Annotated in this window: 13 protein-coding genes; 9 read left to right on the top strand and 4 right to left on the bottom strand. The window is 51.6% G+C overall.

All coding sequences use genetic code 11. The features are described 5' to 3' along the window. Positions 1-211: 211 nt before the first annotated feature. Entirely contained in the window at positions 212-343 is a 132-nt protein-coding gene (locus ASF12_RS36140; protein WP_257790767.1) for a hypothetical protein, read from the top strand. 61 nt (positions 344-404) lie between these two features. On the opposite strand, the gene ASF12_RS08140 is transcribed toward ASF12_RS36140, so the two are convergent. The 3 genes from ASF12_RS08140 to ASF12_RS08130 all read right to left on the bottom strand — a co-directional run bounded on the left by ASF12_RS08140 (position 405) and on the right by ASF12_RS08130 (position 2,307). Further along, positions 405-1,247: a 1,4-dihydroxy-6-naphthoate synthase gene (locus tag ASF12_RS08140; RefSeq protein WP_056031998.1), complete on the bottom strand. Its 843-nt coding sequence runs from the start codon at positions 1,245-1,247 to the stop codon at positions 405-407. Further along, positions 1,244-1,894: a futalosine hydrolase gene (locus ASF12_RS08135; protein WP_056031995.1), complete on the bottom strand. Its 651-nt coding sequence runs from the start codon at positions 1,892-1,894 to the stop codon at positions 1,244-1,246. The genes ASF12_RS08140 and ASF12_RS08135 overlap by 4 nt, the downstream gene beginning before the upstream one ends. 197 nt (positions 1,895-2,091) lie before the next feature. Then, positions 2,092-2,307 carry a hypothetical protein gene (locus ASF12_RS08130; RefSeq protein ID WP_056031992.1) on the bottom strand — a complete coding sequence of 72 codons (216 nt, stop codon included), beginning with the start codon at positions 2,305-2,307 and terminating at the stop codon, positions 2,092-2,094. 291 nt (positions 2,308-2,598) lie between these two features. Here ASF12_RS08130 and ASF12_RS08125 point away from each other — a divergent pair, with 291 nt between their 5' ends. The 8 genes from ASF12_RS08125 (at position 2,599) to ASF12_RS08090 (ending at position 11,193) form a co-directional block, all read left to right on the top strand. Further along, complete coding sequence (locus tag ASF12_RS08125; protein ID WP_056031989.1) at positions 2,599-3,681, top strand: lactonase family protein; 1,083 nt, start codon at positions 2,599-2,601, stop codon at positions 3,679-3,681. Between the two features lie 71 nt (positions 3,682-3,752). Next, positions 3,753-4,727: an aminoglycoside phosphotransferase family protein gene (locus ASF12_RS08120; RefSeq protein ID WP_056031987.1), complete on the top strand. Its 975-nt coding sequence runs from the start codon at positions 3,753-3,755 to the stop codon at positions 4,725-4,727. A 69-nt stretch (positions 4,728-4,796) separates the two neighbouring features. Continuing rightward, positions 4,797-5,453, top strand: coding sequence for an SGNH/GDSL hydrolase family protein (locus ASF12_RS08115; protein WP_056031984.1), 657 nt, complete (start codon positions 4,797-4,799; stop codon positions 5,451-5,453). 482 nt (positions 5,454-5,935) lie between these two features. Then, positions 5,936-6,652 (top strand): ABC transporter ATP-binding protein, encoded by a 717-nt coding sequence (locus tag ASF12_RS08110; RefSeq protein ID WP_056033019.1) that lies wholly within the window; start codon positions 5,936-5,938, stop codon positions 6,650-6,652. Then, a complete protein-coding gene (locus ASF12_RS08105) occupies positions 6,649-8,010 on the top strand; it encodes an ABC transporter permease (RefSeq protein ID WP_056031981.1) in 1,362 nt (453 codons plus the stop codon). Before ASF12_RS08110 ends, ASF12_RS08105 begins: the two co-directional genes overlap by 4 nt. Positions 8,011-8,073: 63 nt before the next feature. Beyond that, positions 8,074-9,156: an efflux RND transporter periplasmic adaptor subunit gene (locus tag ASF12_RS08100; protein WP_056031978.1), complete on the top strand. Its 1,083-nt coding sequence runs from the start codon at positions 8,074-8,076 to the stop codon at positions 9,154-9,156. Between the two features lie 256 nt (positions 9,157-9,412). Further along, a complete protein-coding gene (locus tag ASF12_RS08095; protein WP_056031976.1) occupies positions 9,413-10,468 on the top strand; it encodes a cation diffusion facilitator family transporter in 1,056 nt (351 codons plus the stop codon). Positions 10,469-10,680: 212 nt separating this feature from the next. Next, positions 10,681-11,193 (top strand): C40 family peptidase, encoded by a 513-nt coding sequence (locus ASF12_RS08090; protein WP_081418674.1) that lies wholly within the window; start codon positions 10,681-10,683, stop codon positions 11,191-11,193. Positions 11,194-11,265: 72 nt separating this feature from the next. Here ASF12_RS08090 and ASF12_RS08085 read toward each other — a convergent pair whose 3' ends face one another. Next, positions 11,266-12,489 carry an MFS transporter gene (locus ASF12_RS08085; RefSeq protein ID WP_056031973.1) on the bottom strand — a complete coding sequence of 408 codons (1,224 nt, stop codon included), beginning with the start codon at positions 12,487-12,489 and terminating at the stop codon, positions 11,266-11,268. Positions 12,490-12,555: the final 66 nt, after the last annotated feature.

The following is a 12,555-nucleotide window of genomic DNA, read 5'->3' as shown; positions in this document are numbered from 1 at the left end:
TCCCGAATGCACGCAAAAAAACACCCGCAAGAAGGACGCCTGAGGCGTCTTCTCTTACGGGTGCTTCCATCGTAAGCCGCTGCTATTCAAATAATTATTTCCAAATATACTAAAAGGAAGGCCATTCGTCAAGCTCTTTCGTAAGGACTGTTCCCCCCGCCGATTCTCCTGTATGATAGTAGGAAAAGAGACGAATGGGAGGAAGCAGCGAATGAATGTGCCTATAGGCGTTTGGATTTTTTCAGGCTTAATCGTTATATTGCTGACATGGATGACACTTTGGGTGACGAAAAAAGCGTATTCGAAAAAATGGGACGATTCCGATCAGGATATCGGGACGTAATTCGACGAGCCTATATTTTCACAACGAGTAAGCATCACACGTAACAATAGCCCGTCCTAAGCTAAGGCTGAAATTTCAGCAGCTCAGGATCGATGGCTGGCACGAGCCCTTCCTGCGCAGCGCGATTCAGCAGCGTCGTTATCGCCTCATATCCGCTATCGCCGAGATTGGCGGTAAAGTCATTCACGTATAGATCAATGTGCGCCTTCGCTACGGCAGCGTCCATCTCTTGGGCATGCTGCATGACGTAATCGCGAGGCGCTTCTGGATTCGCCCATGCATAAGCGACTGAGGCCTGAATCCACTTCGTGATGGCTGGCAAATCGAGCGAGCGGCGGGCGATAATGGCGCCGAGCGGTATAGGCAGTCCCGTATCCGATTCCCACCAGCTGCCAAGATCCGTCATCATGGATAGGCCAAAGCTTGGATACGTGAAGCGCGCTTCATGAATGACAAGGCCAGCATCGATATGTCCGTCGCGAACGGCAGGCATAATTTCATGGAATGGCATGATGACGATATCGCCGACCCCGCCGGGAACGTGCTTCGCCGCCCAAAGCCTGAACAGCAAGTAAGCGGTGGAACGGTCGCTTGGCACTGCTACGCGTTTGCCTGATAATGCTGCCGCATCCGTGCGGGTTCCAGCTGTCAGGACGAGCGGGCCGCAGCCTCTGCCCAGCGCACCGCCGCATGGAAGCAGCGCATAATCTTCCAGCACCCAAGGGAGGGCGGCGTAGGAAACTTTCAGCACATCAAGCGGGCTGTCGCCGCTGGCTGCCAGACGATTGGTAATGTCGATATCGGCGTACGTAATTTCCAGCTCTGGTGCATCCGGGATAAGCCCGTGCGCCCAAGCGTGGAAGACGAAAGTATCGTTCGGACATGGAGAAAAAGCGATTTTCATACAAGCACCTCCAATAGTGTGGAGCCCGCAGCTTCCAAAGCCTGCAAAGCTTCGCCAATTCGCCATGCGCTGCGGTCCCTTGGTCCGATCGCATTCGAAATGGCGCGAATTTCAAGAACGGGAATGCCAAAGCTTTGTGCAGCTGTTGCAACGCCAAAGCCTTCCATCGCTTCAGCGGCGGCGCGAGGAAAGCGCTCGCTCAGCACTTGGGCGGTGGCGGCAGTTCCGGTGACGGTCGACAACGTTAAAATGGGAGCCAGCGCTGCAGCACGACCAGCCTGAGCGAGTGCTGCGGCTAAAGCGGAGGCTTGTGCGCCAGCCTCGATTGTAGAAGAACCGAAGCCAAGGGTGTCCAGGCTGCTGAAGCCATCCGGTGTCTCTGCCCCGAGATCGGCGGCAATGATGGCATCGGCTATGACGAGCGAGCCAACGGCTGCGCGGCCGGGAAAGCCTCCGGCGATTCCCATGCAAATGACGAGATCATAGCTGCCCCGTGTGAGAGCGAGTGTCGTGCGGACAGCGGCTTCCGCTGGGCCAACTCCGGCTTCTGTCACATGAAAGCGCGGGTTGTTTTGCAAGCCTCGACAAACCGCATCCTTCTCAGCTGTGACGGGGGTCATAATTAAAATGTTTGGGCCAGCGTCCATCAGGCGCAATCTCCTTTAACGGCAAAATTTCGCACCATCATGCGGGAGTAGATTGCATCTACGGCCGCATAATGCTGCGAAAAGCTAGGGTTGTTGCTTTTTCCAAGCTTATTACTTAATTATAGTACGGTTGCAGACGTAAGGAAAGGCGAGCGCTTTCGCTGCTGCAGGTCATGAAGGAGCCGCTGAGAAGCGGCTTATTTGCGTTTCATTTCATAAAACTCGCATTGCTCCCGGGAAAAATAAGTGATATCGCTGACGCTCGTCTGAATGACGACCTGCGTATCGTCGAAACGGACGATGTTTCCGCCGGAGCACACAATATAATCATTTTCAAAGACGCGCAGCCGAAGCTCCCGCTGGAGTGCCTCCTCGAAATCCGCATCCGTTATCAATTTACGGTTTATCGCCATCCTCAGACTCCTTTGCCCATTAAAATTAAACCTTATAAAGGCGGTATGCCCTAGCGCTATGATAGACCAGCCAGCAGCCCGTTGCAACATTGTGCAGCATAACAGCCGTTTGTTCAGGAGAGATAAAAACCGATGCAACAGCACTTGGTTTGTGCGCAGACTGCTAGTACAATAGGAGGGAAAGCTTTAATGCGGGAAAGCTGGCAAGGCAAGCGGCAAGCTCCGCTGCCATAACGTCAGCCCTTACACGCAGCGGGACAGGTCCCGCTAATTTGAAGGAGGAATAAAATCGTGTCTGTACATAATGAACGAGTTGTCGTATTTGTCGGGTCCTATGCAGAGGCTGCGGCGAGCGGCGTATATGCGTATGCTTTTGATGAAAAGGAAGGCAAGCTGTCGCTGCTGGATGAAGTATCCGGACTCAAAAATCCTACGTTTTTGAATGTGGATATTCCAAACAAACGGTTGTATGCCATTGCAGAAGGGGTATCCGCAGCAGGCGCCAAAATCGGCGACGCTGTAGCTTTTGCCATCGACACGGATAAAGCAGCCTTGACGGAGCTTAACCGCAGCGAAGCGATTACAGCTCCGGCTTGCCATATTCAACGCGATCCATCCAATCGCTATTTGCTGCTGTCGAGCTACCATGGCGGCAGAATCAGCCTAGTGTCGCTGACGGACAATGGCGAGGTGGGAGAACTGCTGGATATCGCCCAGCATACGGGAGTAGGCCAGCACCCGGAGCGGCAAAATCAGCCGCATCCCCACAGCATACAATTCAGCCCGGACGGCCGCTACCTGTTCTCGCCGGATCTGGGCATTGACCGCATTATGGCTTATCGCATTGATGACCAAGCGCAAAAGCTGGTTTTCCACGGCGAGACCGTGCTTCATGCAGGTGCTGGCCCGAGGCATATGGCTTTTCACCCGAATGGTCAATTCGCGTATGTCATTAATGAAGTAGATTCGACGGTTACCGGGTTCCGTTACGATGCTGAGGCAGGTACGCTAGCGACGCTGGCAACTGTTCCAACTCTTCCTGCAGATTTTGACGGTGAAAATACATGCGCCGAAATTGCCGTTTCCGAGGATGGCAAATATGTATACGGCTCGAATCGCGGGCACGACAGCTTCGTAGTGTACGCAATTAATGAAGCAGACGGCAAGCTTACTCTTGCTGGTCATGTGCCGATTGAGGGTGAGCACCCGCGCCATTTTGCTTTTGTGCCGGGAGGCCAGTATATTATCGCGGCTAACCGCGACACGAATAATTTGGCTGTATTCCGCGTAGATGCGGCAACAGGGCTGCCTGTGTATACCGGACATTCCGTTACGGTATCTGGGCCCGTGTATGTGCAGCCTGTATTAGTGTAGCAGCAGGAAATAGCTGAGGCGAGTGTGCCTTGAATGCGGCGAGAAGCGAGAAGAGAGAGAGGTCAGCAGAGATGAGATGGCCATCAGCATGGATGCAGACTGTCATTAGCGTACATGGAGAACGAGGCGAGCAGTGGCTTGCGGAGCTGGATGCGCTGCTGGCAAGCTGCGCGGAGCAGTGGGAGCTGCAGCTGGCGGATCGATCGCCGTACGAGCTGACCTATAATCTGGTGCTTCCGGCGCTGCGGAAGGACGGGAGCGAGGCTGTGCTGAAGCTGGGCGTGCCGTGCAGAGAAAGCCGAAGCGAGCTTGCAGCGCTTCAGCTGTATGAAGGGCGCGGAGCGGTTCGCCTGCTGGCATCGGATGCAGAGCGCGGCGTTATGCTGCTGGAGCGGCTGAGGCCGGGACAGCTGCTCTCGGAAGTGGCAGACGATGCGGCGGCCGTCCGCATCGCTGCGGAAGTGATGCGTAAGCTGGCTGTGCCAGCAGCGGACGCAGCGGCTGTGGGGGAAGCGGCCGGAGGCGTAAGCTTCCCTACGGCTCTGCAGTGGGCGCGCGGGCTGGAGCGGCTGCGCCAGCGCCATGATGGCGGCACCGGGCCGCTGCCGGAGCCGCTCGTCCGGCAGGCTCAGCTGACGTTCGGCCAGCTATTCGCCACGGGCAAGAGCGAGCCGCAGCTGCTGCTGCATGGCGATCTGCATCAGGGCAATATTTTGTCCGCCATGCGAGAGGGTGAAGCATCTGCCGGCTGGCTGGCGATTGATCCTAAGGGCGTCATCGGCGAAGCGGCTTATGGCGTCATTCCGCTGCTGATGAATCAGCTGCCTGAGACACGGGCGGAGCGAATCGAGTTGCTGCGTAATCGCGTCCATATTCTTAGCGAGGCCCTATGCCTCAAGCAGGAGCGTGTTCTCGCCTATGGCTTCAGCCATATGGTGCTATCCGCAGCATGGTGCGTCGAAGATGGGGTTGGCGATTTCCATGCCGCACTTGAGACGGCGGCTTGCTTTGCAGAGCTGCAGCGTGAGGAGCCGGGGCTTGAATAGGTAATAAAGCAGAGCCTTTCAATCGAACATGCATCATTATTTTATCCATTATTAAGGAGCTGGGATGAGATGAGCGAGCAGCAATTGACCGTTTTATTTCAAGGGGATTCCATTACAGATGGTGCGCGCGGGCGCAATGATGATTTAAATCATATTTTAGGCCACAGCTATCCGTATTTAATTGCCTCACGCCTTGGCTATGAATTGGCGGAGAAAGCGCCCCATTTCATTAATAAGGGCATTAGCGGCAATCGTGTCTCTGATTTGTACGCCAGATGGAACGAGGATGCGCTCAGCTTGAAGCCGGATGTGCTCAGTATTTTGATTGGCGTCAATGATGCGGGGCGCACGATGTCTGGCGAAGCGAGCGGCGCAACAGACCGTTTCGAGCGCGCTTACCGGCATTTGCTGGAGGAGACAGCCGAAGTGCTGCCGCAGACGAGGTTCGTCCTTGTCGAGCCTTTCATCCTGAAAACTGGCGTGACGTTGGAGCGTTGGGATGAATGGCAGCAAATCATTAAGGGATACCAAGAAAAAACAGCTGCTCTAGCAGCAGAGTATAATGCGGTTCTTGTACGTGTGCAGCATGTGTTCGACAAAGCGAGCGAAGTGACTGGTGCAGCCTACTGGCTATGGGATGGCGTTCATCCGACAGCGGCGGGGCATGAGCTGCTCGCCCGCGAGTGGCTGTCTACGGTGCAAAACAGCAGATTAGCGATTAAATAGCAATAATGATGTTTTTTGAACCCGTCCGCGTGTTACTGCGTATAGATTTGTAGAAATCGGAGCAGTGAGCAGCGAGGCGGCATCATACGCAGGCGCAGCTACAACAAAGCATCCCCATTTCGCTGGAAATTGGGGATGCTTTTCTTTTATTTTGCAGAAAAGAGTACGCATGCATGTCAAAAATAGAAATTTTAAGGTGTAAAGCTTCATTTAGCGAGTCTAAGTAACTAATTTGTAACTACTTTTTATGAAGAAAGGAATAAAATTCATGTAGCTTTTTTAAAGATTAGGAAGCAATGGCAGCAGTATTGTTCTTTTACAGAGGTTATAGTACGATTGAAATATCGAGGATAATTATGGAATATAAAACAGTTAAAGCTACAAGCGCTTTGGCTGTATTTTGTGTAGATAGAGTTGCCGCCAGAGGACGGCGACAGCCGTTGTGCTTGGGAAGATTTAGAGAGACAAGGGGAGTGAAGGATTTGCTTCGTGTAGAGGGCTTGTCCCATGCATTTAAGAACGGCAATGAGACGACGCTGGTTCTTCAACAGATCGATTTTCGCGTAAACAAAGGGGATATGGTCGCTTTGCTGGGCAGCTCAGGCTCAGGAAAGTCGACGCTGCTTAATCTGATGGCGGGACTGATGAAGCCGACGGAGGGCAGCATTTATATTGCGGGCCACAACATCGTAAATATGAATGAAAACAAGCTGGCGGAGTTCCGCCGTGAGCATATCGGGTTTATTTTTCAGGCCTATGAGCTCATTCCGAACTTGACGGTTCGTGAAAATATCGAGCTGCCGCTCGTGTTTCAATCGACGCGTCCTTCAATTCGCAAGCAGAAGGCGCTGAAGCTGCTGGAGCAGGTCGGCATACCGGATAAAGGGGAAATGTTCCCTTCCCAGCTGTCGGGCGGACAGCAGCAGCGTGTCAGTATTGCGCGCTCGCTTATTACAGAGCCATCGGTTATTTTCGCCGATGAGCCTACGGGAAATTTGGATACGAAGACGGAAGAGGAGATTTTGGCCATTCTCAAGCATTTGAACAAGACGATGAACACGACCTTTATTATCGTCACCCATGAGCGCGAGGTTGCGCAGCAGACCCAGCATATTATTACGCTTCGCGACGGGCTGCTTGAAAAATCGTCACCTGCTGTTGAGCTGGACAAGCATCCGGTAGAGGAGGCTGTCCATTGAGAGTTAGCGATCTTACGAGGCTGTCATGGGATCAGGTCAGACGGCGCAAAGTAGTCACCATGCTGTGTGCAGCTGGCTTGTCAATTGGTTGTGCCGCTATTATTTTGGCGATGAGCATTGGAGAATCTACGCAGAAAATTGTCGAAACCCAGCTCACGAGCTATTTGAAAATGGATGAAATTACGGTTATGCCGGATAATGGCGCGTCCGCAGGCCCCGGAAGCCAAAGCACGGCAAGCGATGAAGTGAAAAATCGGGGCAAGCTGTCTGATCAAAAGGTCGAAATCATGCGCAACATTAAGCACGTAAAGGCTGTAGCAGCCATGCAGCAGCTGAGCTACATGCAAATGACGACTACTGATGATAAGCAGGCCTATGCCGAAATTATTGGAACGGATTTGAGCAGTCTGGAAGCCTTCGGCAATACGTATTGGCAGGGCTCGGCGTCGGATGCTCCAAACTCTGTAGTAATAAGTTACGGTACGACGCTTGGACTAATGAATCAGGAAGAGCAGAATAAGCTGTTTGAGGCCATGAATTTAAATCCAGGCGATTCAACACTGCAAGACCAATATATGACGATGATGACTACACCTTCCGCCTTGTACCAGAAGCAGATTCAGCTGGTGAACTACGATCAGGACAACAAGAAAAGGATCAGTGAGGCCCTTCGAGTCGTAGGGGTATTGAAGAAGCCTAAAGGTGTTTCCGACATGCAGCTTTCCAATGACCGCAAAATTTATGTATCGATTGAAACGGCGAACAGTCTGCGTGAGCAGCTCATGCAAAGCAGCGGTGAAGAGACGGCTAACGGCACCTACAATCAAGTAACGGTCAAGGTGGATGCGGAGGAAAATGTGAAGCAGGTGGAGGAGCAAATCAAGAAGCTCACCTTGAACACCCAATCCAATCTTTTGCAAAAAGAGGCCCTTGAAGAGCAGTTCGCTGTGTTCAAAAGCATTGCGGTAGGCGCAGGCGTATTCATTCTTATTATCGCCTCGATTTCCATTATTGTGGCGATGACGATGTCCACATACCAACGGCGCCGCCAAATCGGCATTATGAAGGTGCTTGGTGCCAATCTAGCGCAAATTCGAAATATGTTCATTGTAGAAGCAGCCCTGCTTGGACTGCTGGGGGGACTGCTGGGCGTTTTATTTTCATACTGGATCGTATGGGGAATTAATGCCCTTATTTTATCGATGTCTACCGGCGAGGAAAATATGTCCATCTTCATTCCGTTGTCTGCTATTCCGGTCGGACTGGCGTTTGCCGTGATGACGGGCATTATATCGGGGATTTATCCGGCAGTCAGCGCTTCGCGTACCGATGCATTGACCGCAATCAAGAGAGACTAGAGGGGTCCTGCACTATGGTCAGGGCATGTCTGAGCCAGCGAGGAACCAGGGGGAGAAGAAGAGATGAAGAAAAAGATTAAATGGATCATCATCGGGATTGTATTAATCGGAATAAGCGTGGTGCTGTACTCCATGTCGAAGCCGCCGGAGATGGTCGATATGTCGGGCGATTCACAGGCCATTACATTTCAGGTGACCAAGGAGACGCTCGTCAATACGATTCAGGTTAAGGGCAAGTCGCTATATGAGCAGGAAACGTCGGTCTATGCGCCTTTCAGCTCCAAAGTGACGCAGTGGAAAGTGAAGGACGGTCAGCAGGTGAAGAAGGGCGAGGTATTGTTCACGCTTGACCAGACCGAGCTGCAAAATCAAATTACGCAGGAGGAAGCGGAGCTGCACAAGGCTGATCTGGAGGCAAAGCTGCAAGCTTTTGTTACGAATACGGAAGATGAGCTGGGCATGCTTGAGGCGACGGAGGTTGAGCGCAAGAAGGCGCTGGCCGCCAAGGAAATTGCCCGTTTGAACCAGGAGCTGAACGATGTGAAGGAATCGATTGGGCGCAAAGCGCTGACGCAAAAGCGGCTGAAGCTGAATGAATCCCAATATCGCTCACCAGGCGATGGTATTTTTCTGTTTGATCAAACGGCTAAGCAACTGCAAGCAGTTGGCGACAACCAGCTGATCGGCAAAATTGTTGATCTGAACAAGCTGCAATTCATCGCTCTTGTCGGGGAGCAGGATGTATTCCGCATTAAGCAGGATATGTTGGTCAAGGTCAAGATGACTGCGATGAAGGATGTTTTGCTTGAAGGCAAGGTGCTGCGCGTATCCAAGTTCGCGAAAACCGGCACGGATCAAAATAGCCTCAATCAAGCTGCGCAATTCGAGGTTGTTATTTCCCTTGAGCCAAGCGAATATTTGATTGCAGGATTGTCGCTCACTGGCGACATTGAGATAAGCCGTAAGGAGAGTGCACTTGCCTTGCCTTCCATTGCTATTATGAGCGATCAGGCTTCGTCTTATGTCATGTTGGAAAAAGGCGCAGGCCAATATGAGCGTCAGGACATCAAGGTCGGGATGTCAGCGGGAGATAAGGTAGAAGTGCTTGAAGGCTTGAAGGAAGGCGACGTCGTCTCCTTGCAATAAATAGGAAGCCCGGGTGTGCGCGTCTAAGCTTGAAAAAGCTGGGCTGTGCACACTCGGGCTTTTTTATTTGGAAGTAGGGAGGAGAAGGCGAAGGAAGGAATGCTTTTTGGACGAGTGGAGAAAAATAAGGAAGCACACTGGTTGACAAATGTGTCCAGCTGGTTCATTATATAATATATGAATACATGCTCATATGTTATATTTTTTTTGAAAAAGCGAATTGTATCGCTTTTAATAGCAGCAGGAGGTAGAGAATATGGACACGAAGAATAAGCATCAACACAGTCATGGGCACAGCCATAGCGAAGGTGGTCACCACAATCACGACCACGATCACGACCACAATCACGATCATCATAACGACCATAATCATGACAACAGCCACGGTCATCATCATGGGCATGACCACTCCCATGGACCGGGCGGCCACCATCATTTTGATGTCAATGGCAATAAGGTCGGCTTGATTATTGCGTTGTCGATTACAGTCGGCATTATGTTTCTTGAATTTTTCGGCGGCTTGCTGACGAGCAGTCTCGCGCTGCTTGCCGATTCCGGCCATATGCTGAGCGATGTGAGCGCGCTTATTCTTAGCCTGGTTGCCGTCTGGTTTGCCAGCAAGCCCGCTTCCAAGACGAAAACCTACGGCTTTTACCGCTTCGAAATATTGGCCGCGCTGTTCAACGGCATTGCCTTGTTCGTCATAGCCGGGTTTATTGTATGGGAGGCTTACCATCGCTTGTTCGATCCTCCTGCTGTCGCCAGTGGTTCCATGATGCTCATTGCGCTTGTTGGCCTGCTGGCGAATTTGGCCAGTGCTTGGGCTTTAATGCGTAAAGGCGATGTGCATAACAACTTGAATGTCCGAAGCGCTTATCTGCATGTTTTGAGCGATGCGCTTGGCTCGGTCGGGGCTGTACTCGCTGGGCTGCTCATCTACTTGTTTGATTGGAATATTGCCGATCCGATTATATCGGTGCTCGTGTCGGTGCTTATTTTGCGGAGTGCCTGGAACATTATTAAGCAAACTCTCCATATTCTCATGGAAGGCACGCCGCCGTCGATTGATCAGGAGAAGGTAAAGCGGGTGCTTGCGGAAATCGAAGGCGTTATAGATGTGCATGATTTGCATATATGGACGATTACATCGGGTCTTGATTCGCTGAGCTGCCATTTGCTAGTGGAGGATAGTCATGACAGCCAGCATATTTTGCAGCAGGCGCTTGCGAAAATCGAGCAGCAGTTTGGCATTTCGCATACGACGATTCAAATAGAAACGTCGCTGATTCAGCATTCTGAGATGAAGGTTTAGCAGGCTGAGCATGAGCTTTTTGGCAAATTGCGCCTCGAAAATAAAAGTCAAGTAAAAGTGCTTTCATAATTAATATGGATTTTTAATGAAAATGATCGGTTCAAGGCGTATGTAGGGGTTGTCCTCTCATTGGTAATTGGTGGGGTAAATAGCTGTGGTATGGTATTAGCAGGCATTATACCGCATCTGTTTTTACCAAAGGAGGATACATCATGAATAGCACAAAGAAAACCCTTATGGGCAAAACCCTGCTAGGCAAAACGTTACTTAGTGTCACGTTAAGCCTATCCGTTGCTTTGACCGGCGCTTTGGCTGTACCAGCAGCAAAGGTAGAGGCTGCATCGTCATCCACTGCCAGCGGCGTCATTGCAACGGGACAGAAATTTCTGGGCGTTGATTATAAATTTGGGGCAACGACGGGCAGCACCAGCTCGTTTGACTGCTCATCCTTCACACAGTATGTTTACAAAAAGAACGGCATTACGCTCCCGCGCTCATCGCTGAGCCAATCGAAGGCCGGCAAATATGTATCCAGAAGCAATTTGAAGGCTGGCGATCTGATTTTCTCCGATACGAATAGAGACGGCGTCATTAACCATGTCTCCATTTATATGGGGAACGGCAAGCTGCTGCATACGTATCGGAAGGGAATCGGCGTAACGATTTCTACTTTTTCCGGAAGCACATGGGACAAAACGTATGTAACCGCACGCCGGGTCATATAGATATTTAACGACAAAAGCCCCGCCCCTACTGATTAAAGGCTTAGCCTTATCAGAGGGAGCGGGGCTTTTTGGCTATGGACGGGCAGGCTGCTTGCCTGTGTCTGCTGCATTCTGTGCTAAGCCGCCGAGCGCGTGGGTTTTCAGGAACAGGGCAGCTGCGATCAGCATCAGCCCGTTGATGATGAATACCCAGCGAATCGGGATGATGCCTCCAAGCACGCCGCCAATGACGGGAGCCAGCATCGTTGCGAACATGGTCCCCGACTGATTGAGGCTGAAGGCTCGTCCTCTAAAGCTGCTGTCCGTCACCTTGACGATCAAGGCATTAATAGCCGGGTAGACGCTGGCGAAAAACAGCCCATAGATAAATCGCAGCGCGCCGAATTCTACGTAATCGCTGACGAAAAATTGCAAGCAATTGCCGATCCCGCCGCCGACAAGTCCTATGAACAACACCTTGGAAAAACCGATCCTTGAACCGATTTTGCCCCACTGCGGTGCTGCAATGAGCGTGGCGATCCCGACGGCCGAGAAGACGATGCCTGACTGCAGGGCAGCTTCGCTGCCGCTAACGCCAAGCTGCATGACATAGACGGTGAGCAGCGGCTCCAGAATCATTACGGAGAACGTTGCCAGAGCCGCCAAAATCAGCAGTGTGGTGAAGGAACGGTTGGATAGTGCAAGCTTCAAATCCTCTTTGATCGAGGAACGGGCGCCTGAACGGTTGAAGTTTTTTTCCTTCACGAAAAAGACGGCAATAAGCGCGGCAATCAGGACGATGCCTCCTGAGAACAGGAAAGCTTCGCGATTGCCGATGTAATGACTGACGACCCCGCCAATGACGGGGCCGAGAATACCGCCTGTCGCGCCTGCTGTCGCCATTATGCCAAGAGCATAGCCTGTTTTGTGCTCCGGCGTGTTGGTGGCGACTAGTGCGATCGAGGCTGGAACAAAGCCGGCAAGCAGGCCTTGGAAAATTCGAAGCACAACGAACAAATAAGGATCATAAATAAAGTAGGTCATCATGTAAAGAACGGCTAGGCTAAACCCCGAGCGAATGAGCATCGGCCTGCGGCCATATTTGTCGGCGAGCGACCCCCAATAAGGGGCAATAAGCGCGCTTGCCAGAAAGGTAATGCCGAAAGAAATGCCGGACCAAGCCTCCAGATGCTTCTCAACACCAAGCTCGGTTGAGAGAAACAGCGGAATAAATGGAATGGAGGTGGTGAAAGCCGTACTCGTAAAAAACACGCCAATCCACAATACATATAAGTTTCTTTTCCAAGAAAAATCCATGTGCAATCACATCCTGTAGGTTCCATCGTTATTTCCATTGTAAACCTATTTTCGATGGAACACTAC

This window comes from Paenibacillus sp. Leaf72 (assembly GCF_001422685.1).
In the GTDB taxonomy this organism is placed as follows: Bacteria; Bacillota; Bacilli; order Paenibacillales; family Paenibacillaceae; genus Pristimantibacillus.
The sequence above is the reverse complement of the archived record's forward strand: the minus strand, read 5'-3'. Positions and strand labels throughout refer to the sequence as shown.